Origin of the sequence: Chlorogloeopsis fritschii PCC 6912, assembly GCF_000317285.1 — a bacterium.
GTDB classification, from domain to species: Bacteria; Cyanobacteriota; Cyanobacteriia; order Cyanobacteriales; family Nostocaceae; genus Chlorogloeopsis; species Chlorogloeopsis fritschii.
In genome coordinates, this window is sequence record NZ_AJLN01000047.1 from 41,844 (window position 1) to 64,818 (window position 22,975).

At 39.6% G+C, this 22,975-nt stretch carries 17 protein-coding genes; 9 read left to right on the plus strand and 8 right to left on the minus strand.

Annotation, left to right across the window (positions count from 1 at the left end):
• Positions 1 to 634 precede the first annotated feature (634 nt).
• Both UYC_RS0105400 and UYC_RS0105405 read left to right on the plus strand, forming a co-directional pair.
• Entirely contained in the window at positions 635 to 1,108 is a 474-nt protein-coding gene (locus UYC_RS0105400; protein WP_026087375.1) for an MgtC/SapB family protein, read from the plus strand.
• A 152-nt stretch (positions 1,109 to 1,260) separates the two neighbouring features.
• Entirely contained in the window at positions 1,261 to 1,728 is a 468-nt protein-coding gene (locus UYC_RS0105405; protein WP_016873629.1) for a hypothetical protein, read from the plus strand.
• A gap of 106 nt (positions 1,729 to 1,834) precedes the next feature.
• On the opposite strand, the gene UYC_RS0105410 is transcribed toward UYC_RS0105405, so the two are convergent.
• From UYC_RS0105410 to trpS, 6 genes are all read right to left on the minus strand, one after another.
• Positions 1,835 to 2,254 (minus strand): type II toxin-antitoxin system VapC family toxin, encoded by a 420-nt coding sequence (locus UYC_RS0105410; RefSeq protein ID WP_016873630.1) that lies wholly within the window; start codon positions 2,252 to 2,254, stop codon positions 1,835 to 1,837.
• Positions 2,251 to 2,505 (minus strand): FitA-like ribbon-helix-helix domain-containing protein, encoded by a 255-nt coding sequence (locus tag UYC_RS0105415; RefSeq protein ID WP_016873631.1) that lies wholly within the window; start codon positions 2,503 to 2,505, stop codon positions 2,251 to 2,253. Before UYC_RS0105415 ends, UYC_RS0105410 begins: the two co-directional genes overlap by 4 nt.
• 105 nt (positions 2,506 to 2,610) lie before the next feature.
• Entirely contained in the window at positions 2,611 to 3,309 is a 699-nt protein-coding gene (locus tag UYC_RS0105420; RefSeq protein WP_016873632.1) for a Uma2 family endonuclease, read from the minus strand.
• Between the two features lie 95 nt (positions 3,310 to 3,404).
• Positions 3,405 to 4,127 (minus strand): Uma2 family endonuclease, encoded by a 723-nt coding sequence (locus UYC_RS0105425; RefSeq protein WP_016873633.1) that lies wholly within the window; start codon positions 4,125 to 4,127, stop codon positions 3,405 to 3,407.
• A gap of 139 nt (positions 4,128 to 4,266) precedes the next feature.
• Positions 4,267 to 5,217: a methylenetetrahydrofolate reductase gene (locus UYC_RS0105430; RefSeq protein WP_016873634.1), complete on the minus strand. Its 951-nt coding sequence runs from the start codon at positions 5,215 to 5,217 to the stop codon at positions 4,267 to 4,269.
• Between the two features lie 40 nt (positions 5,218 to 5,257).
• A complete protein-coding gene (trpS, locus tag UYC_RS0105435; RefSeq protein ID WP_016873635.1) occupies positions 5,258 to 6,268 on the minus strand; it encodes a tryptophan--tRNA ligase in 1,011 nt (336 codons plus the stop codon).
• Positions 6,269 to 6,462: 194 nt separating this feature from the next.
• Between trpS and UYC_RS0105440 the strand changes: the two genes are divergently transcribed.
• Entirely contained in the window at positions 6,463 to 8,046 is a 1,584-nt protein-coding gene (locus tag UYC_RS0105440) for a B12-binding domain-containing radical SAM protein (protein WP_016873636.1), read from the plus strand.
• Between the two features lie 332 nt (positions 8,047 to 8,378).
• On the opposite strand, the gene UYC_RS36325 is transcribed toward UYC_RS0105440, so the two are convergent.
• Positions 8,379 to 8,555, minus strand: a complete 177-nt coding sequence (locus UYC_RS36325) for a hypothetical protein (protein WP_162138995.1) — start codon at positions 8,553 to 8,555, stop codon at positions 8,379 to 8,381.
• Between the two features lie 537 nt (positions 8,556 to 9,092).
• Here UYC_RS36325 and UYC_RS0105445 point away from each other — a divergent pair.
• The 5 genes from UYC_RS0105445 (at position 9,093) to UYC_RS0105465 (ending at position 19,078) form a co-directional block, all read left to right on the plus strand.
• The gene (locus UYC_RS0105445; RefSeq protein ID WP_016873637.1) at positions 9,093 to 10,250 is read left to right on the plus strand and encodes a response regulator; all 1,158 of its coding nucleotides are present in this window, start codon (positions 9,093 to 9,095) and stop codon (positions 10,248 to 10,250) included.
• Between the two features lie 148 nt (positions 10,251 to 10,398).
• Positions 10,399 to 10,761: a response regulator transcription factor gene (locus UYC_RS0105450; RefSeq protein WP_016873638.1), complete on the plus strand. Its 363-nt coding sequence runs from the start codon at positions 10,399 to 10,401 to the stop codon at positions 10,759 to 10,761.
• A gap of 95 nt (positions 10,762 to 10,856) precedes the next feature.
• Entirely contained in the window at positions 10,857 to 11,330 is a 474-nt protein-coding gene (locus tag UYC_RS0105455; RefSeq protein ID WP_016873639.1) for a chemotaxis protein CheW, read from the plus strand.
• A 63-nt stretch (positions 11,331 to 11,393) separates the two neighbouring features.
• On the plus strand, positions 11,394 to 15,266 hold the full coding sequence (locus tag UYC_RS0105460; protein ID WP_016879283.1) for a GAF domain-containing protein: 3,873 nt from the start codon (positions 11,394 to 11,396) through the stop codon (positions 15,264 to 15,266).
• Between the two features lie 170 nt (positions 15,267 to 15,436).
• Positions 15,437 to 19,078: a hybrid sensor histidine kinase/response regulator gene (locus UYC_RS0105465; protein ID WP_016873641.1), complete on the plus strand. Its 3,642-nt coding sequence runs from the start codon at positions 15,437 to 15,439 to the stop codon at positions 19,076 to 19,078.
• 108 nt (positions 19,079 to 19,186) lie between these two features.
• On the opposite strand, the gene UYC_RS0105470 is transcribed toward UYC_RS0105465, so the two are convergent.
• Positions 19,187 to 19,558: a transcription initiation factor IIE subunit alpha family protein gene (locus UYC_RS0105470; protein WP_016873642.1), complete on the minus strand. Its 372-nt coding sequence runs from the start codon at positions 19,556 to 19,558 to the stop codon at positions 19,187 to 19,189.
• Positions 19,559 to 20,215: 657 nt separating this feature from the next.
• Here UYC_RS0105470 and UYC_RS0105475 point away from each other — a divergent pair.
• Entirely contained in the window at positions 20,216 to 22,969 is a 2,754-nt protein-coding gene (locus tag UYC_RS0105475) for an EAL domain-containing protein (RefSeq protein ID WP_016873643.1), read from the plus strand.
• The last annotated feature ends 6 nt before the right edge of the window (positions 22,970 to 22,975 follow it).

Genomic DNA, 22,975 nt, shown 5'->3' on the forward strand with positions numbered 1-22,975 from the left:
TATTTGTCAGCTTCAATGCCAAGATAGTTAATAAAATCTGCACCCCAAGTGATACAACAAAGGAGATCTCTCCAACATCCTACCTCCTCTACTAACTATTAATTCAACACTTGCGTGCTACTAAGTATTACCACTAAATTTTCTAGAGAGCTTCTCATCGTCCAAGCTGGCACATTCTCTAGTCTGCTTGTTCAGACTTATTCTGCTCTCTAGATTTGTGAATTAGTTATACTGAAAATACTAAAGATGATATTTAACTAAATTAGAGTTTTGATTTTTTGCCCTGGCATTTGCATGTTGCTAATTAACACATCTGGAAGCATAGCAAAGAGCCGAACTAAACTCTTGGGTCTTTCCCCAGAGCCTTGCTCTGTTACCCTGCTTGCAGGGCATCCAAGAAAAGAAAGTTTGCACTGAGATTTTTAAGATCATACCAGAATAACAGCAGGAGGGGGGAGAGTATAAAAACACAAACAAGACTACTTGAACTAAATATTCCTCCTCTTTACTGATAATGCCCCCTTATTAGTTCTCTTTGCTGGTGTTAGGTACACTTTAGTAATTGTGAAAAACTGGATAATCAGAATTTTATAATGAAGCGATCGCTTTTGAATCGCATGTTTTGGCTAAAAACATGACACACCAATCATTATTATTCATAAATACATACTACCTTTCACCTCATGATTGGTTTAACATCACTTTCAGGCTATGTCTGGCTTTGTTGTTTGGGGCAGTCATCGGCTTAGAACGGGAACTAAGGCGCAAACCTGCTGGTTTAAGAACTCATATGTTGGTTAGCCTTGGTTCGGCACTATTTGTTCTTGCACTCTTGCAAACGGCTGCCGTTTCACCGGATTACGATCCTCTCAGTCGTGTCATCCAAGGTGTTGCCGCTGGTGTCGGGTTTCTTGGTGCTGGAGAAATTTTACGTGAATCTCCTAAAGAAGAATCACAACGTACTAAAGTTCGTGGGCTTACCTCAGCAGCAGCTATCTGGATATCGGCAGCTTTGGGAATAGCGGCTGGATGTGGTTTGTGGCAATTAGGATTAATCAGTACTGTGTTGTCTTTTTTAGTTCTTAATGTCTTAAAAAGGCTTCAATAAATATAAGTCAATATATATGCTTAAGCTAATTGTATATTTTATTACAATAAAATGATATATATAGGTAATACTTTATACTTTAATCTGATTGCTGATCGCTCTAAACTAGCCGATGTAGTGCGTTAGCGAGGTAGTTTATTAAGGATGCGTAGATGAAAAAGTTAATTTCGACAATTGCTATTGCTTATTGCTCCATCTTGATTGTTAGCTGCGACAATACGCAGAATAATGCTTCTACGCAGACTCAACAGGATACCGTTACTCAGGTAAAAACAGATTCTCCCAAGAGTAATTCTGTCAAAAGAACTACTGCTGCTGACCAATCCAAAATTGACAACACTAAGCAAGCTTCATCGAGACAGCCAACAGTTGGTACCGTCAAAAGTATGCAAAATGGCGACCTTCTGTGTTACGTAATATTAGTAGACGAAAATGGAACTGAGCATAATGTTGGTGCAGATTTTGATATTTGTGCGCAAGAAAAAGCTTTTTTAAATAAGAAAGTACGCGTCTATTACGAAACAGCATCAGTGAGTGATTGTCAAAGCGCTGAACCTTGCGGTAAAACTCGCAAAGAATCCATTGTCACAAAGATGGAAATTCTAGGGAAAAAATCATAAGTTTAGTTTTTTGACAGCAAAAGCGTGACTTGCAGACAATATTACTGATATCAATAAGTAATACAAGAAATATTAAGCTTCTGGTTCGATACAAAGCGATCGCTCTCTAAATATTCTCCACCCACAGAAGATTACTTACGTAACAAGTGTTTTGAAGCGCGTTGTAAAATTTTTCGTCTGCTGTGAGCATTTGACATTTTTGTGTGACAGCAAGTGCTAAGTATAAACTGTCATACACTGCGCGATCGGTCTCAAGGGCAATATCTAAAGCAAGTGGCATCAATGGCTGAGATAAATAGATTTCCAAAGGAATTGCATTTAAATCTGCTAAAGTTTGCCTGGCATTTTTAGCAGTGTCTTCACCGCGACGCACTCGCTTCCACAAAACATTTGCCACTTCTGCAAAGAAAAAATCTGGAACTAAAAAAGTATGCTCGTTTGCTATTAAACGTCTAGCTGCTTCAGAGTATACTTCAGGCAAAAACCATTTTATTGCAATGCTAGCATCCAAAACATACCGACTCACCGTTCTCTGTCCTCGCGGATGAGTTCGGTACTGTCACTGAAAGTTTTTCCTGCATATCTTACTTGAGCGCGTGCTAGTGCTTCTCTAGCTTTTTCCATATCACCGCCAATATGGTAGTGTGTTACTTTTTCCGCAGCTTGTTGTAAGATGTGCTTCAATTCCTCTTGCAAAGACCTACCATGCTGTTTGGCAAGGTTTTCTAGCTTTTCTAAAATAACAGGATCTAAATTTTCAACTAAGATTTGAGCCATATTTCACAGTTGTTTTTCAACCATCTTTAATGTTGAGATTTTAAGCTCGTTTGGTGAAGTGGAAAATACACAAAAATATTAAACTTCTGGTGCAACACCAAGCGATCACAATTGAGCAGCCAGGCGATCGGCTCTTTGACGTTCTTGTTCGGCTCTTTCATTGCCAGTCAACAACAAATTTCCTTGCAAATCCCACCAGCGCAACCAAGGTAATTCCACATTCTGATATTGTCCTTGCCAAATGCCTAACTCAACTCCCAAAGGAGGTATGGGATAATGTCCCCGCTCATTTGCTGCTAATAGCTGATATTGTCCACCAATAAATTCATACAATTCTACACTGGCTTTCTTCGCTTCATAAATGCCATAGAATGCAGGACGAATTACCTGCTCATAAATCCAAAATTTACCTGTCCAAGGGGTTTTATCTCGTTCCTCGCTCCCATCTCCAGAGACAAATTCCAAGACAATCAATGGGGCAATGTACTCTCGCCACAACACATAAGATCTCCGTGTTTGTCCATCAAGCAAGGGTGGTACATTAGGCACATAAAACCAATCTGGTGCTTCTGCACCTTTTTCTGGGGGATCGGTCAAACGCCAGTAAATGCCCAAATCCTGGCCAATACAATATTGACCATCAGGATGTAATTGCTGGAGTACAGGTGTAATTGAGTCAGTCAGTAAGATGCTTTGTGGATGCTCTTGCCAGTTCTTCACAAAGGTGCCATTGGAATCTGGTAGTTGCGTATGATCGGGGAACGGGGTGAGTTCTTCAGTGGCTGGGTTGGTTGCAGAGGTCATAAGGCTACCTTTGCTTGGGAGTGAAGGTTGTATTTTAGTTTAACAATCTAAGCGTAGGAGGAGCGATCGCATCTTTGAGCCACAGTCAAAAAATATTAAGCTTCTGGTTCAACACCAAGCGATCGCAATTGAGCAGCCAGGCGATCGGCTCTTTGACGTTCTTGTTCGGCTCGTTCCTCACCAGTCAACAACAAATTACCTTGCGAATCCCACCAGCGCAACCAAGGTAATTCCATATTCTGATATTCTCCCTGCCATATACCTAATTCAACGCCTAAAGGATGGATGGGATAATGTCCCCGCTCGTTTGCTGGTAATGGCTGATACTGTCCCTCAATAAGGTGATAAACTTCCACACTGGCTTTATTTACTTCATAAATGCCATAAAAAGCCGAGTGAATCACTTGCTCATAAATCCAAAATTTCCCCTTCCAAGGAGTTTTATCTCTTTCCTCGCTCCCATCCCCAGAGACAAACTCCAAGACAATCAACGGTGCGATAAACTCTTGCCATAATACGTAAGATCTTCGTGTTTGCCCATTGAGCAATGGTGGTACATTCGGTACATAGAACCAGTCGGGAGCTTCTGCACCTTTCTCTGGTGGATCGGTTATGCGCCAATAGATACCACAATCTTGACCAATACAGTATTGCCCATCGGGGTGACGTTTTTGCAATATCGGTTTAATAGAGTCGGTTAGTAGAATGCTTTGCGGATGTTCCTGGAAATTTTTCACAAAAGTGCCGTCAGACTCTGGTAGTTGCGTATGATCGGGGAACGGGGTGAGTTCGGTGGCTGGATTGGTTGCAGAGGTCATAAGGCTACCTTTGCTTGGGAGTGAAGGTTGTATTTAGTGTAGCAATCTAAGAGCAGGAGGAGCGATCGCACCCCGCCATCAAAAACAAAAAAGCAGCTGGAGTGAACCAGCTGCCTAAACAACAAATTTGTTATTATCTTTACCTCAGCGCCATCTGGCTAACTGGCACAACACCAGCCATCTCCAAAATAGGCACAATCAAATCTTCGCGCTTGACTGCCATCATGTGGACACCTTGACACAATTGCCGGGCGATTTGAACTTGCTCGGCTGCAATTTTTACACCTTCTGCTAACGGATCTTTAGCTTGAGCCAATCTATCAATAATGTGCTGGGGGATATTTACACCCGGAACGCACCTATTAATAAACTGGGCATTCTTTGCCGATTTCAACAAGAAAATTCCCGCTAAAATCGGCTTATTACAGCCTGCGGCAATTTTGTCCATAAATTTTTCTAGCAGTTCAAAATCCGTAATCATTTGGCTTTGAAAAAATTGCGCTCCTGCTTCTAATTTACGTTCAAATCGTGTTTGCAAACCCGACCAGCTAGCACATTGAGGGTCAACTGCTGCACCAGGAAATAAATCCAGCGCTCCATCAGATAAGGGTTGCTCGTTGCAGTCAATACCATGATTCAGTTTCTGGATAACTTGTAGTAGGCGTACAGCCTCCAAGTCAAATACGCCTTTGCATTCCGGATGATCGCCTGCTTTGACAGGATCGCCCGTCAAAGCCAAGATATTCCGGATACCGAGAGCATGAGCGCCCATAAGATCGGCTTGCAAACCAATACGATTGCGATCGCGGCAGGCGATCTGACAAATCGGTTCGATGCCATGTTGTAGCAAAATCGCCGATGCGACTACAGAACTCATCCGTAGTACTGCTCGGCTACCATCGGTAATATTGACGGCATGCACCCTCCCCTTAAGGGTAGCCGCCATTTTTAACATATGTTCTGGATTACCGCCCTTTGGTGGAGCCACCTCGGCGGTAATCAAGAACTCACCTGCTTTCGCAGCTGCACGAAAAGAAGTTAAAGGAATTGGATTTCTCGTAGCCAGCATAACAATGAAGTTTTCTGTCATTGGGTACAGCTATAGCACATGTCACCCCATTCAGAAAAGCTCATAATGGCAGAGAGTACCCCATAGCAGTTTTTACTTTTGTAAGAGTGTGGTGAGCAATCGCCTCTGCTTTGTGCTTTCCGTGCCGTAATACCGACTCTAAATAGCTTTTGTCGTTGATTACTGCCTGATATTTATCTTGGATGGGCTTGAGAGCATTAATTGCAGTTTCTATTAATAATGGCTTAAATTGTCCCCAACCCATATCCTGACACTCAGCCGCTACTGCTTCTTTAGTCTTGCCAGAAAGTAACATATAAAGCGTTAACAAATTATTACATTCTGGTCTTTCTGGATTATCAAACTCCAAACCCCGAATCGGATCGGTTTTGCAGCGCTTAATTTTTTTGTTAATCTCATCTGGAGAATCGAGCAAATTGATCCGGCTCAACTCAGAAGGATCGGATTTAGACATTTTTTTAGTCCCATCCGTCAAACTCATGATCCTTGCCCCTTCCTTTCTAATTAAAGGCTCTGGCAACTTCAGCACTGGTTGATCTGGTTCGGCAAATTGGTGATTAAATCTGTTAACAATATCTCGTGTTAATTCTAAGTGCTGCTTTTGGTCTTCACCTACTGGAACTTTATCTGCTTCGTACAGCAAGATATCAGATGCCATCAGCACCGGGTAATCCAACAAACCTACACCAACGTTTTCACCCTGCTTAACAGCCTTTTCCTTGAACTGAATCATATCTGTTAGCCAATTCAGGGGTGTGATGCAGTTGAGCAACCAAGTCAGTTCAGCGTGGGCAGAAACGTGGGATTGCACAAAAATGGTTGAATGGGTTAAATCAAGCCCGCAGGCAAGATAAATAGCAGCTAGGGTGTAAGTATTAGCCGCCAGTATCGCTGGATCGTGAGGCATAGTAATGGCGTGCAAATCAGCGATGAAGAGAAAATTCTCGTACTGGCTCTGCCCTTCTACCCAGTTGCGAATAGCACCCAAGTAGTTGCCTAAATGTAAATTGCCAGTTGGTTGAACACCAGAAAGTACTCGTTGCCTGCCCATAAATTTTAACTTTAGTAGTCAATAGTTAATGGTTAATATTCATTGGTCAATAGTCAATACTCAAAAAGTTTTTGACTTGAGAGCGATCGCATAGATTTAGTTTACAAAACTCAACAAAAATTAAATTCTGCTCAAACAGAGTCGCATTAACCTTGGAAGTAATTAAGTATTTTCTTAGATTCCGGGGTATTTGCATGAAAGCTCTACTACTCTGGCCTATAATGCCCAATTCCTTCTGGTCTTACCAAGAAACGCTCGATTTAGCTGGCTTGCGTGCGACCAATCCACCATTGGGTTTAATCACAATTGCGGCAATGTTACCTAATGACTGGGAAATTCGCCTAGTAGATCGTAATGTCCGCCTAGAAACAGATGACGAATGGGCATGGTGTGACATTGTTATCATCTCTGCAATGATTATCCAGAAAAAAGATTTCTGGGAGTTAATTCAAAAAGGAGTAGCTCTAGGTAAGAAAGTGGCGGTGGGTGGCCCTTTTCCGACTTCAGTACCAGAGTTTGCCTTAGAAGCAGGAGCGCATTACCTTATTTTAGATGAGGGAGAATGCACAATTCCCATATTTTTAGCAGCCCTGGCAAAAGGAGAAGAACGAGGCATTTTCCGGGCTACAGAAAAACCCGATGTCACTCACACACCAATACCGCGCTTTGACTTGCTGGATTTAGATGCTTATCTGGCAATTACGGTGCAATTTTCACGGGGATGTCCGTTCCAGTGCGAGTTTTGCGATATTATCAATCTATTTGGTCGTAAGCCGCGCACAAAAACGCCAGAGCAGATGCTGGCTGAGTTAGAAGTCTTGTATCAGATGGGTTGGCGGCGATTAATATTTATCGTGGATGACAACTTTATTGGCAATAAACGCAACGCCAAAGTCTTTCTCCGAGCATTGATTCCTTGGATGCAAGAACGCAACTATCCGTTTATTTTGCTCACTGAAGCATCCCTGAATTTAGCAGAAGATGATGAGTTAATCGAACTGATGGTGCAGGCTGGATTCACAATGGTATTTATGGGCATTGAAACGCCAGATGTAGAAAGTTTGGTAGGAATTCATAAAGAACAGAATACTCGTCAGTCATTGATGGACTCTTGCCATAAAATTACAAGAGCCGGATTGCAAATCATGTCCGGCTTTATCATTGGCTTTGATGGTGAAAAGCCAGGAGCTGGACGGCGTATTCAACAGTTTATTGAAGATACTGGCATTCCTCAAGCTCATCTCAGTTTACTGCAAGCTTTGCACAATACAGCAATGTGGTCGCGCCTCAAACAAGAAGGGCGATTATTAGAAGATTTAGGAAATTACTTTACTTTCCAAAAATCCCTGATCAACTTCATTCCTACTCGTCCAATCGAAGAAATTGTCAGAGAGTATATTGATGCTTTCTGGAATTTGTATGAGCCGATGCCCTATCTCAAACGCACTTTTCGTCACTTTAAGATGATGGAGGGTAAGCGCCCACAGAGCAAACGCCACCTTGGTTGGCATGAGCTACGTTTGTTCCCAATAATTTGTTGGCGACAGGGTATCCTCCGTTCAACTCGTTTCCGTTTCTGGTGGCAGTTGCTTGCGATCGCACTTCAAAAGCCAAATTTACTTTATGACTATTTTGTTGCTTTAAGTGTTGGTGAACATTTCTTCACCTTCCGTCATGAAGTGAAAGCACAATTAGAAGCACAACTGGAAGCTTTACAACAACAACAAGTAAAACAAAAAAAAGAAGAAATCGGTTACCAACTACAATCCGTTAGTTAATTAATTGATAGTAAATTAAAACAGAAACTTTTGAAATTAAATGGCTTATTTAGGTGCGTTATACTAGGTAACGCACCTTTTTTAATTCATTTGTCATATTCTGTCCGCATTCTGTTCAACTTGTAAGAAAACAATTGATACCATTTCACGTTCATACGATACACATGAATTTTGCCCAGACGCGATCTGCATTTGTATCAGATTTTTAATGAAATAGTATGAGTGTACAATTAGTTACTAGACAAAAGCTTTATTCCCCACGTCATACAAGCTAGAAAATTTCCTGTACTGATAACTTGCACCACTCTCAATAACAGTAAGGTAGAGAGAAGTCACAAGACGTGGTAGACGCGGAGCGGATAGAAGTAGGTACGGCTTCCCGTAGGATAGCGACTGGCGTCACCTAGCGTGCGACTGCGTTCGCCGGAGGCGTTCCCGTAAGATACCCGGAGGGAGGTTTCCTCTGAAAGCGTTGCTCCTCCACAAGGAGGCTCAGAACTTCGGAGCACTGTCCACAACGTAAAAATAAGCGTTTGAGGAAAGTTAGGGAGTGCCCACCCTACAAAAATAGCAATCAAGTAACTGAATTTTTCTCAGTAATATTACTGTTTTATCAGTATAATAAAATGCTATATATTACAAATTGTCTAAGTGTCTATTAGATTTTTGATAGTTTATGCACCTGGTTTGACTCGTTCTTAATTAATAAACACACAATCAAGAGCATCTATAAGATTGCTCAATAAATAATATTTGCAATTTTGCAATCAGCAAAAATTTTTATGGCAGCTAAATAGCTAGTCTATCTTGTTAAGACTATGAGTTTATACAGCAGAATACCCTGCAGGAAGCCGTACCTACGGTAGGCGCAACAGCGACTTCTGCTAGTAGCCGCTGTTACGTCTACAGAAGCCAGAAGTAAGGAGCCAGAAGTCACAAGTGAAATAGGTTATGACTTTGAGACTAAAGTTTTGTACCTCACGCTCCTTTAAATTCGCTGTAAGTAGCTACCTTCTACTTAATAAAACTAACAATGATGAAGAAAGATGGAAAAAATAGTAGCCACTGGTTTAATAAGTGAATTTCAAAATTGTACACAAATACAGTATAGCGGTCAATTACATATACAAAGTGCTAAGGGAAGTAAATGGACTTTTTATTATCGTTTAGGGCGAATAGTGTGGGCAACAGGGGGAACTCATCCCTTTCGACGTTGGCGCAGATTTATAGCTCAATACTGTTCCAATCTTGATATTGAAAAAATGCAATTATCTTCTCAAGATATATCAATAGATTACTGGGATTATCGCTTACTTGAAAATTTATATGAAAAACAGCAAATTAAGCGAGAACAAGTTAATTTAATTGTAGAAAACACTCTTGCAGAATTATTATTTGATTTAGCTCAACAAGCAAATTTTTCTTCAATCAGTTGTGAGCGCAGCCAAAAAGTGATTTTAGATATGCCAATGAGTTTCACTAGTGCAGATACATCTCTTAAGCAAATGCAAGACTCTTGGAAAAATTGGTCAGAAGCTGGTTTAGCCAATTTTTCTCCTAATTTAGCACCAATATTACTGAGACCGGAACTACTTCAAACACAGGTTAGTTCTGGCGTGTATAAAAATCTTGTAACTTTAATCAATGGCAAGCAGACTCTACGAGAATTAGCTCTTAAAATGAAGCAGAATGTCTTGCCTGTGACTCGTTCCTTACTCCCCTATATTCTTAAAGGAACCATTGAATTAGTTGAAATTCCAGATTTACCTTTGCCAATTATTGCAATTAAAAACAAATCTGTAAATAGTAAAGCAAAAACATCAAGTATGCCACTGGTTGCGTGCATAGATGATAGTCCCCAAGTCTGTCAAATACTGGAACAAATGCTTGTTTCGCAAGGGTTTAGATTTGTTCAGATTCAAGATGCTTTACAAGCTTTACCAACTTTAATTGAGCATAAACCAGACATAATTTTTTTAGATTTGATTATGCCAGTCATTAATGGTTATGAAATTTGTGCTCAACTGCGACGTATTTCTCTATTTGCCAACACACCTATAATTATTTTAACTGGTAATGATGGTCTTTTAGATAGAGTGCGAGCTAAAGTTGTTGGTTCAACTGGTTTTATGACCAAACCAATATCAACCGATAAAGTTATGGATGTAATTAAAAAATACATTCCAGTTCCAGCAAAAGTATAATTCAGCAGTAATTTTACTGAAGCATCCGCTACTTTAATAACACAAAATTAAAATAGAAGAATCAGTTTCAATTTTCAATTTCATAAAAATTCAGAAAACTGAATTTTATAGTTTTACCGTTGCTCAGTGATATTTACAGGTCAAAAATATGAATACAGCTTTAGTTGTTGAGGATGGCTTGACTGATATGGAAATTATTAGCAAGTGTTTGCAAGATGAAGGCTATTACGTAATTAAAGCTAAAAGTAGTGAAGAAGCTCAAATAATTATCAATCAGAATCAACCGAATGTGATATTTTTAGATGTTATTTTACCTGGCAAAAGTGGTTATGAAATTTGTCGGGAGCTAAAAAGCGATCCCAAAACTACCAATATCCCAGTTGTTATATGTTCAACAAAAAATAGTGATGTCGATAAAATGTGGGGTACTATGCTTGGTGCTGATGCTTATATATCTAAACCAATTGATCGGCAAGAATTGGCTACAACTTTGAGCCAGTTAATCAAATAAATAGATTGTCAAAACTTCTTTTATATCTAGGCTGCTAAATCTAGATAGAGATTCTAATTAACAAGTTAGTAGATTGATAAAAGGGAGAAAATTCTTTGTATTCGGAACAAAAGTTTTTAAGCTTTCATTTAGGTACAAAAGGTATAGCTGTAATTTCATTACAATACATTACAGAAATATTGCAAGTATCATTAACTGAAATATGTTGTATTCCTCAAATGCATAGTTCTGTTTTTGGTATTTACAATTGGCGTGGAAATATGCTTTGGTTAGTGAATTTAGAAGAAATGTTAGGTTATGTATCTCTCCAAAAGGAGGTGAATTTACTCTCCAAGATGATGGCTGTCGTAGTACATAATGAAGATAAATACTTAGGATTGCTAGTGCGTCAAATCATGGATATTGAATACCTAGATTTCAATAATATAAAACCAACTAATTCTGAATTATTTCCACCAGAACTTTCACATTTACTACATGGTTACTTTATTAATGATAGAGAGGAAATGATTGTTAATTTGAATGCTAATGCAATTATCCAATCACCTATCTGGGCGGCTCATAATTAATGAGATGCTCGATATTTAAAATTGACAGTATTATTTTTTGATTTAGGTGTAGAGGTATTAAAAATGACAAGTGTATATCAAGAAAGTAAAGAGAATTTTCATCATAATGTCAGTGGTGAAAATTGGATAAATAATAATGATACTATAGATGGTATTGAACAGCAGTTAAAAAATTGGCGGCAGCAATTACAAGACATTATTCAAGAAATGCGACAAGCCCCGGATCTTGATACATTGCTTAAATGTGTTGCTAGAGATATTAGAGAAAAGTTAGCTTGCGATCGCATTTTAATTTATCGCTTTACCTCAGTTGAAAATGGTATTGTTTTAGCAGAATCAAAAACCACAGGTTTGACTCCTGCAATTGGTGAAAATATTCCAGTTATTGCCTTTGGTTTAGCTAATAATAAAGTTGATTTAGACACTGTTGTTATTAACAATACAACTGAGGCAGATATTGCACCCTATCAATTACAACTGCTTGAGAAATTTCAAGTCAAAACTAGTTTGAGTCAACCGATTTTTGTTGAAGATCAGGTATGGGGCTTGCTAGTAGCTCATAATTGTTTGTCACAAAGACAATGGCTAGAGGGAGAAATTACCTTACTATCTCAAATTGCCACAGAGTTGACTTACAGATTGCAGAATTTTGAATTTCAAAGCAAATTACAACAGCAACAACAGCAGCAGAAATCATTAATTAAAGTTATTGACAAAATTCGACAAGCATCAGATGTCGATACTATTTTCAAAACTACTACCCAAGAAGTACGCCAATTACTACAATGCGATCGCGTTGCAGTCTACCGTTTCAATCCTGACTGGAGTGGTGCATTTATCGCTGAGTCTGTTGCGAGTGGTTGGATGCCACTGGTAGGCCCCAATATTAAAACTGTCTGGGAAGACACTCACTTGCAAGAAACCCAAGGAGGGCGTTATCGCTATCATGAAAGTTTTGTTGTTAACGACATTTATCAGATCGGACATACCTCCTGTCATCTTGAAGTTTTAGAACAATTTCAAGTCAAAGCCTACGTAATTGTTCCTGTATTTTCTGGTTCAAAATTATGGGGATTGTTGGCAGCTTATCAAAATTCCAGCCCTCGTAATTGGCAAAATTGGGAAGTCAGCTTACTGACTCAGATTGGTTTGCAATTTGGTATTGCATTATCTCAAGCAGAATATCTAGAACAAGTGCGATGGAAATCTGAGCAACTAACTCAGATAGCTGAACAAGAAAAAGCTTTAAGCAAGGTAGTTAATCGCATTCGCCAATCTCTAGATTTGGATCACATCTTCAGAACTACTACTCAAGAAGTACGCCAATTACTGCAATGTGATCGCGTTGCAATTTATCGCTTCAATTCTGATTGGAGCGGCACATTTATTGCTGAGTCTGTTACCAGTGGTTGGGTGCAACTGGTAGGCCCCGATATTAAAACTATCTGGGAAGATACTCACTTGCAAGAAACCCAAGGAGGACGTTATGCCAAAGGTGAAACTTTTGTTGTTAGTGACATTTATCAGGTAGGGCACGCTTCTTGTCATATTGAAGTTTTGGAGCAATTTCAAGTTAAAGCCTATGCGATCGTTCCTGTATTTTCTGGCTCAAAATTATGGGGATTGCTAGCGGCTTATCAAAACTCCAGCCCTCGTGATTGGCAAACCTGGGAAGTCAATTTATTGACTCAAATTGGCGTACAATTTGGTTTAGCTATATCCCATGTAGAATCTTTCCAAAATACCCAACAGCAATCTCAAAAATTAGCTGCGATCGCAGAACGCCAACAAAATCTAATTTTTCTCACTCGCAAAATCGGAGAAGCACTGGCAGTCAAAAATGAATCTTCAGAAACTTTGAACATTCTCCAGACAGTAGCTTCAGAAGTCAGGCGATTATTGAAAGTGGATCGGGTGATTGTCTATCGCTTTAATCCTGATTGGAGTGGTGAATTTGTTGCTGAATCTGTTGATAAAAATTGGGTTCCTTTGAAAGAAAAACAGATAGATATGGGTTTGCTACAAGAGAATGGACATTGCAACGCCCTCCGCAATCTTTCACAAAATACCAAAGCAGGCTATTCACGGCAGAAAACAACTTTTGTTGTAGATGATATCTACAAAACAAACTTCCCTCCCTGCTACATGGAGCTTTTAGAGCAATTTGAAGTAAAAGCTTATCTGACGGAACCTATTTTTAAAGATCGTCAATTGTGGGGATTGCTGGCAGCATATCAAAACTCTGAACCACGCCACTGGGACGAGTTTGAAGTGAATGTCATGACTCAGATTGGTGTGCTGTTGGAAGTTGCCATACAACAAGCAGACACTTTAGCGCAATTGCAGGTACAGTCGCAAGAACAACAACTGTCGATCGAACGGGTGCAACTCATGTCCAAAATCTTCGAGCGCATCCGGGAATCTTCAGACTTGGATACAATTTTTCGCTCAACGGTAAGAGAAGTCCGCAGTTTGATTAATGCTGAACGAGTAGCAGTATTTCGTTTTCTTCCCGAATCTGGCTACAACGATGGGGTATTTGTTGCTGAAGATACGCTACCGGGACATTCCTCTGTTCTGAAAGCACAGATACATGATCACTGTTTTGGTGAACAGTATGCTGCTGGTTATCGCGAAGGACGAATTCAAGCTGTTGCTGACATCTACAATGCCAATTTTACTCAATGCCACATTGATATTCTTTCCCAATTTCATATCAGGGCTAATTTAATTGTGCCGTTGATTAAAGGGGATGAATTATGGGGTTTATTGTGCATCCATCACTGTAGCGCCCCACGACAATGGCAGGATGATGAAATTACTTTGATTAGACAAATTGCCGAGCAGTTTAGCATCGCCTTACAAAAAGGGGAATACCTGCAACAACTGCAAACACAGTCAGCACAACTTGCAGAAGCAGCAACTAGGGAAAAGGGAGCTAAAGAATCACTGCAAAAAGGAGCAGTGCAGCTATTAGCAGCAGTTAGACCGGCTCTAAACGGCGATTTAACAGTACGTGCGCCGCTCACCGAAGATGAACTAGGCACGATCGCTGACGCTTACAATAATACTCTCCAGGCTTTGCGCCAAATTGTTATTCAAGTACAAGCCGCTGCCCAACAAGTAGCAAGCACTTCTCGCCGCAGCGATTCTTCTTTGGGAGAATTGACAACCTTAGCACAGTTACAGTCTAGGGAAATCACTGAGGCACTAGGAGAGATTCAACAAATGCTAGACTCTAGTAAAGCTGTGGCATCTAGCGCTGAATTGGTACAAATAGCTGTGCAACAAGCTAACCAAACAGTAGTTTCTGGTGATACAGCGATGAACTCGACTGTAGAAGCAATTCAAGCAATTCGCGAAACGGTTGCCCAAACCAGCAAGAAAATTAAACGTCTTAGCGAATCATCGCAAAAAATCTCGAAAGTGGTGAGTTTGATTAGTAACTTTGCCACGCAGACAAACGTATTGGCGTTGAACGCAGCTATTGAAGCCACCCGTGCTGGCGAGTATGGAAAAGGCTTTGCAGTCGTAGCTGATGAGGTTCGTTCTTTATCTCGCCAATCTGCTGCTGCGACGATTGAAATTGAAAAATTAGTTCAGGAAATTCAAGCAGAAACTGGTGAAGTGGCAATGGCAATGGAAACAGGCATCAAGCAAGTTGTTGAAGGTACAAATCTTGTCAATGAAACACGTCAAAATCTAAATGCTATAGTTGCCGCAACTGCTGAGATTACTAAATTACTACAACAGATTACTAAAGCAACTCAAACACAAACACTGCAATCTACATCAGTGACAACATCAATGAAAGATGTAGCAGAAATTGCAAATAAAACTACTACTGAAGTAAATGAAATAGCTGCTATTTTCCAGCATTTATCAAACATGGCACAAGATTTATTGGCAAATGCCAGCAAGTTTAAAGTCGAATAAATCAGGGACTAGGAACTGGGGATTAGGGACGCTTGAAGAGGACAAGGAGCACCTGGTGCAAGGGGACAAGGGGAGGAATAGACAAGCAACCTATTAACTACTAACCACTAACCAATCCCCAATCCCCGTTCCCTCTTAACATCCAAAATTCAAAATTTAACAATCAATATATGATTACTGATTCTTATATTCGCGAACAAGGCTATATTTACTTCCTAACTGAAGCTCCAGAATTACTACAAATTATTGAACAAGAGCTTTTTAGTTTGGAGGCACATAATATTACAAAAGTGCATAATTTAATGCGAGCCACTCATACTTTAAAAGGAGGTGCTGCTAACGTCGGGCTAGAATTGATTAACAAGATTTCCCATTCCTTAGAAGATGTATTTAAGTCTCTTTATAATCCTGATATAGAGATTGATAATGAATTGCGATCGCTGCTATTTCAAGCTTACGAGTGTCTCCAAATCGCATTAGTGTCAGAACAGAATCAAAGTAATGTTAATAATGATGAGATTTTACAACGAGCAACTAGTGTATTTGTCCAGTTGCAAGAAAAACTAGGAGATGCTTTTGGTGCCGATACTCATATTCCCACGTCCGAAGAACTGGGATTTGATATTGTCCTATCTATATTTGAAACCGGAGTAACACAACGCCTAGAAAGCATTACTGAAGTAATTCAAGCTCCATCAGATGCTCTCACATTAGCTGATATATTACGCTCTCATGCTGAGATTTTTTTCGGCTTGGCAGAATCTTTAAATTTGCCTGGTTTTGGAGAAATTGCCCAAACTATTATTACCGCACTCACAGTTAACCCCACTCAAGCGCTCAAGATTGGCGAAGTTGCTCTTGCAGATCTGCAGCAAGCCAGAGTTCGGGTGATAGCAGGCGATCGCATTCGCGGTGGTGAACCCTCCCCTGCTTTGCAAGCATTCACAAAAGTAACAGATGCAATTACAAATCAAACTAATAATTTATCTATAGGTTCTATAGATACAATAGTTACTCAATCTATTAATAATAACTTTTTGAAAATAGAATTTGAAGAATTATATAATTTTTTGATTAATAATGAGTACCATAAAAAACCGTTAAAACCAGCAATCGCTAAATTTTACTTAACAGTAATTCGCCATCTTTTGGGTTGGTTCAATCATTATCGAGAAATACCAGAACAAGAATTTAGCCTATCTATATTAATTCCTAATTCTCCACCAGAAAATGCTATCAATTATATTGAAAATTGGTTGAAAGATTTCTGGAAATTTTTGCAAAACCAAGAAGATAGCCATAGCCTGTGTCTGTATCGCCAGGGTGCGATCATAAATATCTTGCTGGCGATCGCTAGATTTCAGTACTCCACTGACAGCAATAATCAAGTCATCCGAGCACTCAAAAGCAAAATTGACGAATTAGCAACAGAATATAAAAAATGTCCTCCTCTGACTGCTCACGAAAAAAATTGGATTGAAAACTCTAAGTTAAAAGAACTACTGGTGAGCAAAGAAATTTCTACCTCTACATCTTTTCAAGCTATCAATCCTCTGTTAGAGACAATATGGGGAGAAGAAGAAATTCCTAGTCCTGCTAGCCAATTACCATCGATTCAAGCAGAAATTGAAACTTTTAATTTAACAGAGCGTCCTGAAACACTAAATATTGTTAAGCAGAAAGTAGAAGAAATACCTGAAACAATAATTGAAGTTATTCCTGAGCAAAATATTATAAACAATATTCATAACTTAGAACAAACTTCTGCTTTACCAAATAAAAAAACACTTCATAATTCATCTATCCGAGTAGAAGTTGAAGTATTACAACGCCTCAACTACTTAGCAGGAGAATTGCTAATTTTTCAAAAGCAAGGTGCTTTAAATGATGAAAATATTACAGAATTAATTGAGAATTTATTTAGATATTTGTCCAAACACCAAGCAAATTTAAATAAGTTGCGAGAACTACCGCTAAAACTTCAAAATATCGCTCCTAAAGAGCACTCGCAAAATGTAAGGGAAGTAGAAGTAGAGTTTGACTCTTTAGAAATGGATGAATATACAGAATTTAATCTAGTTTTACACGAAGCTATAGAAGAAACACTACAACTACAAGAAACAGCCGATTCTCTTAACTTACTCATCAAGCAAGCACATCAAATTAAGGACAAAAAACAGCGTTTAGTGCTGAATATGTTAGATAGCTTGACCACAGCCAGAATGCTACCCATCGGAAAGATTCTAAATCGCTTTCCTCAGATGATACAAAATTTAGGAAATGTTTATGGCAAAAGTGTAGAATTGAAACTCATTGGTACAGAAGTGCTAATAGATAAAGCGATCGCCGAAAAACTTTATGACCCTTTGTTACACTTACTGCGTAATGCTTTTGACCACGGTATAGAATCTCCACAAGTTCGCTGTGAACGTGGTAAATCAGAACAAGGTTTGATTGAAATTCGTGCCTACAATCAGGGTAGTCAAACATTAATTGAAATACGGGATGATGGACAGGGATTGAATTTAGAAAAGATTCGTGCTAAAGGTATTGAGCTTAATCATTTACCAGACAATGACAAAGCCACGAGTACAGAAAAACTTTTTGAGCTATTGTTTGTACCTGGATTTTCTACCGCAAGCAAAGTGAGCGAAATCTCTGGACGTGGTATCGGCTTAGATATTGTCCGCTCTCAACTAGAAGCATTAAACGGTTCTATTACAGTTCAATCTGTACCCAATCAAGGAACAATATTTACACTCAAAATCCCTTTTTCTATGACTACCGAACAATTAATGATTGTCCAAGCAGGTGATGCTGTTTACGCCTTGCTTTTAGATAGTATTGAAAAAATCTTACTTCCCAGTGCAGAGCAAATCAGGGAAATTGAAGGCAGAAAAACTTTGTATTGGAGTACAGGTAACGATGAATGTATAGTTAGCATCCGGCAACTTTCAGAATTAATTCAATATAATAGTTCGTTCAACCGAAGTAGTGCATCATATCGGCTCACAAGCAATGAGATTGGGGAAACGATTAAACCCGTGCTTTTGCTTCGCCACAATCAAGAAATTTTAGGTTTAGAAGTTGACCAAATTATTGGTGAGCAGGAGTTATTAATTCGACCTTTAGGAAGTGCGATCGCTCCTCCTCAATATATTTATGGTTGCACAACTTTAGCAAATGGCACCCTCATTTTGGTGATTGATGGTGTTATGTTACTGGAGTCTAAGAAAATGCAAGCAACAGTTGAGATTATGCCATTACCAGTGGCTAATTCGTTCCATCAAAAATCCTTGCCCTTATCTGGAACAACCATGCAATCTCAACTGCTATTGGCTGCCTCTGATTCTACAAATTCTCCAACAATCCCAATCAATCGCCCTCTGGCTCCAACCTACAACACAGTAAAAGTTATATTGGTGGTAGATGATGCAATTAGTCTGCGCCAAACCCTTTCTCTTACTCTTCAAAAATCTGGCTACCAAGTATTACAAGCCCAAAATGGTATGGAAGCTTTAGAACAGTTGCAGCGACATCCTGAAGTTTCGCTTGTAATTTCCGATCTAGAAATGCCAAGGATGAATGGTTTTGAGTTATTAAATAATGTTCGGCAAAACCAAAATTTAGCCAGCAAACCAATCTTAATTCTCACTTCCCGTAGCGCTGATAAACATCGCCAACTAGCACAAGCATTGGGTGCAAGCGCTTACTTAACCAAACCTTATTTAGAGCATGAATTTCTCTCTATTATTAAGAATTTAATGAATGGAGAAATTAATAATTTTAGTAATTTAGTGATGAGTAATTAGTTAGTAGGTAGTAGATAGTGGTTAGTAGTTAACCATTAGCCATTAACCATTAACTATGTACAGACACTCTGTTTGCAGCGTCTCTAACAAATGACTAATGACCAATGACTAATCTTCCAGTGATTGGGCTGGTACTTCAACTGCTGTGACATCAATTGTGCCTTCTGGTGTAAAGCGCTGAAAATGTCCCTGTTGCACTAACAAAGGCTCTCCACAGTTAGGACACTGTAACTGCGTCTTATTCAAACCTGTAAATTCATATTCGCAGACAGGACAGCGATCAGTAACTAGGTTACGTTGCAGCCACCACCTAAATCCGAAAAAGGCAAGAATGGGTGTTAACAAAATTAGCCCAACAATAATCAGCAAGGAATTAACCAACCAACCTAAGCCTAATGACCCTAGCAACCATACAACTGCTATGAAGGTAAGCCAAGGACGGAGATGATACAGATTCAACTCAAAGGTTTTAAAGCTCATTTCTTAAGTGTCGTCTTGCTCTTACTCTAGGATAGCGAGTTTATCGTGCAGTCTCTAGTGCCAAAGGCAGAAGATTGTAATGCCACTCAGGCGTAACTTTTTTGCCTTTTTCAACCATATTGTTATGACTGCTCTTATATATCAATCACTAATAAATTTTTCTGCCTCATAGCAAGCACTAAAACCATTGATTACGAAAATTACGTAGCTGATAGTATTACATATTACACAATGGCTTCGCACCGAGTAATTGGAAGTTGCAGCTGCACAGGCGTTACCTAGCGTGTGATTTCTAATTGCCAGAGCTAGCTCTAGCCTTTGTTGCTACAGAAAAGTTTAAGAAATATTATGTGACTGTGAATTTTTAGTGAAAAATGTAACTATATCTGTCTAAAGGGGTAAATTAAAGAATAGTTTAAGAAGCATATTTAACAATAAAACATCCGTACTTATTTATTCTCAATTAACTCAGAATAATAATGCTGTTTTTATTGTGTGAACTATAAGTGCTAAAACGTTTTTAAGTAAATATACTTAAAACTGTGCTAGAAGTTTATAGCATTTATACAAACTTATAACAGCAAAATCACTGCCTTCCTCTTCTAGTGATACATAAGCAATATGAGGTGACTTGTCAAAGCTTCTTGAAAGGGTGGGATGTTTAGCTTGGTTTCTTTGGCAGTTTATACAACTCTGGCAATGGCTTTTACTCGTAGCAAGGTGTACACAAATCAGCATCAGCTAAACAATAACAAAAAAAAGTTGACATCTGCGACTAAGGAACATATCACTAGCTGTAAGGATACGAATCAAGCCCTATTACAGGAATTGGAATCTTATAAGCAATCAGTATTAGAACCGCAAGAACTACTCTACTCCTTAGCAGAACTTAGCCCATTTCCAATTGTGGTTGTATGTCTCGAAAGCGGCAATATTCTATTTAAAAATCAACTTTTAGAGCCTCTGTTTGGAATCGATTCGTACAAAAAGCTCGACAAAATAACCTCTGAATTTTATGCTAATTCCGCTTTATGGACTCAGTTAACTAACAAGCTTTACAGTGGTGAGCCTGTTAAAAACTTTGCAGTTCAGCTCAAAAAAATTAATGGAAATCTTTTTGAAGCCCTAATTTCAGCCAAAGTTGTTAACTACGAAGATAAACTCGCAGCACTAATCGTATTCAATGAGCAGCCGAGAACAAAGCAGATAAACGCCTTGTTTGGGGATAAAACTGAAGATATAAATGCCCAAGCAAAGCCAGAAAATCTCAACTCTGGTTTTGAAACTAGCACAGGCTCTACGATCCCAGCGTTAGCAATTGAGTACCAACATTTAGAGGCACGCCTACATCTGATGGAACGTGCGCTGGCTGCTAGCAGTAATGGGATTATTTTGACAGATGTCAATCAACCAGACAATCCAATTATTTACGTCAATCCAGCCTTTGAGAAGATGACAGGCTACTGTGCTGGTGAAGTCATTGGACGTAATTGCCGCTTCTTACAAGGAAATGAACGGGATCAGGCAGCTGTTGAGGAATTGCGTATTGCCATTCAAGAACAAAGAGAATGCCATGTGATTTTACGAAATTATCGTAAAGATGGTACTCCGTTTTGGAATGAACTTTACGTAGCTCCTGTGTTTGATGCCTTTGGGTGTCTAACTCACTTTATTGGCGTTCAAAACGATATTACTCAGCACCTGGAGGCAACAGAGGCGTTGCGGGAGCGAGAAGAACAGTATCGTCGGATTGTGGAAACGGCAACTGAAGGAATTTGGGTACTCGATAAAGACAATAAGACTCGCTTTGTCAACCAACAAATGGCAACGATGTTGGGCTACACAGTTGACGAAATGCTCGGTAAGACGCTGTTCTCTTTTATGGATTCAGAAGGACTAGCGATCGCCACTAATCTGCTTTCGCGTCGTCAACAGGGTATTCACGAGACACACGATTTCAAATTTCGGTGTAAAGACGGCTCAGATTTATGGGCGATGATTTCTTGTGCGCCGTTGTTTGACGAGCAGGGAAATTATGCTGGTGCATTGGGGATGGTTACTGACATCACCGATCGCAAACACATGGAAAAAAATTTAGTTCGCCATGCCTTCTACGACGCTCTTACCGGGCTACCCAACCGAGTTTTGTTTATGTGCAGACTAGAGCAAGCCATAGCACGGATCAAACGCTGTCCAGATGACCTGTTTGCTGTACTATTTTTAGATCTTGACCGTTTTAAGCTTGTAAATGACAGCCTTGGGCACTTAGTTGGCGATCGGCTACTAGTAACACTTGCCCAACGTCTCCAAAGTTGCTTGCACCCTGACGATGACGATACTGTGGCTCGCTTAGGAGGAGATGAATTTACTATCTTGCTTTCTCACATTCAATCTGTTGATGACGCCATCCGTGTCGCAGAAGATATTCATCAGATCCTAAAGTCACCATTCAACTTGAATGGATATGAAGTATTTACAACTGCCAGTATTGGTATTGTCTTGGGTACAACTAAGTACTCTCAAGCGGCAGACTTACTTCGAGATGCTGACACTGCCCTTTACCGTGCTAAAGAGCAAGGTCAAGCTTGGCATATGGTTTTTGATACTACCATGTATGATCGGGCTGTAGCACTTTTGCAGTTGGAAACGGATTTGCGCTGGGCAATTGAGCGCAGAGAGTTGCGAGTTTTATACCAGCCAATTGTGTCAGTCGCCACAGGGAGAATTACAGGATTTGAAGCACTTGTTCGCTGGCAGCATCCAGAACGAGGGCTAATTCCTCCTGCTGAGTTTATTCCAGTCGCAGAAGAAACAGGATTAATCGTGCCGATCGATCAATGGGTACTGCGTGAATCTTGCCAACAATTACGACAATGGCAGTTACAATTTCCTGACATCAAGCCTTTGAGCATCAGCGTCAACCTTTCTGGCAAACACTTTTCCCAACCTTGTTTAGTTGAGCAGATCGACCAAATTTTACAACAGACTAACCTTGCTCCCAGCAGCTTAAAGTTAGAAATCACCGAGAGTGTAATCATCGCAAGCCCTGAAAAAGCTGCCTCAGTTCTTCAACAACTCAAAGCTTTGGGGATACAATTGTGCATCGATGACTTTGGTACAGGTTACTCCTCTTTGGCTTATTTGCACCATTTTCCGATTGATGTTTTAAAAATTGACCGTTCCTTTGTGACTCGACTTGACAAAAATGGCGAGCAATTAGCGATTATTCGAGCCATTATTACCTTGGCTGGTAACTTAGGAATGAGTGTAGTGGCTGAAGGAGTAGAAACAACAGATCAATTAGTACAACTAAGGTTGTTACAATGTGACCAAGCACAGGGTTATTTGTTCTCACAACCTTTGAATAGTGACAAAACAAGTATTTTGCTCGCTGCTCGGCCACAGTTTTAGATTGGG

Bases quoted from the DNA above. Each gene is read 5' to 3' on its own strand.
- UYC_RS0105400 (WP_026087375.1), top strand. From the start codon at position 635: ATGACACACCAATCATTATTATTCATAAATACATACTACCTTTCACCT.
- UYC_RS0105405 (WP_016873629.1), top strand. From the start codon at position 1,261: ATGAAAAAGTTAATTTCGACAATTGCTATTGCTTATTGCTCCATCTTG.
- UYC_RS0105415 (WP_016873631.1), bottom strand. From the start codon at position 2,505: ATGGCTCAAATCTTAGTTGAAAATTTAGATCCTGTTATTTTAGAAAAG.
- UYC_RS0105420 (WP_016873632.1), bottom strand. From the start codon at position 3,309: ATGACCTCTGCAACCAACCCAGCCACTGAAGAACTCACCCCGTTCCCC.
- UYC_RS0105425 (WP_016873633.1), bottom strand. From the start codon at position 4,127: ATGACCTCTGCAACCAATCCAGCCACCGAACTCACCCCGTTCCCCGAT.
- UYC_RS0105430 (WP_016873634.1), bottom strand. From the start codon at position 5,217: ATGACAGAAAACTTCATTGTTATGCTGGCTACGAGAAATCCAATTCCT.
- trpS (WP_016873635.1), bottom strand. From the start codon at position 6,268: ATGGGCAGGCAACGAGTACTTTCTGGTGTTCAACCAACTGGCAATTTA.
- UYC_RS0105440 (WP_016873636.1), top strand. From the start codon at position 6,463: ATGAAAGCTCTACTACTCTGGCCTATAATGCCCAATTCCTTCTGGTCT.
- UYC_RS0105445 (WP_016873637.1), top strand. From the start codon at position 9,093: ATGGAAAAAATAGTAGCCACTGGTTTAATAAGTGAATTTCAAAATTGT.
- UYC_RS0105450 (WP_016873638.1), top strand. From the start codon at position 10,399: ATGAATACAGCTTTAGTTGTTGAGGATGGCTTGACTGATATGGAAATT.
- UYC_RS0105460 (WP_016879283.1), top strand. From the start codon at position 11,394: ATGACAAGTGTATATCAAGAAAGTAAAGAGAATTTTCATCATAATGTC.
- UYC_RS0105465 (WP_016873641.1), top strand. From the start codon at position 15,437: ATGATTACTGATTCTTATATTCGCGAACAAGGCTATATTTACTTCCTA.
- UYC_RS0105470 (WP_016873642.1), bottom strand. From the start codon at position 19,558: ATGAGCTTTAAAACCTTTGAGTTGAATCTGTATCATCTCCGTCCTTGG.
- UYC_RS0105475 (WP_016873643.1), top strand. From the start codon at position 20,216: ATGTTTAGCTTGGTTTCTTTGGCAGTTTATACAACTCTGGCAATGGCT.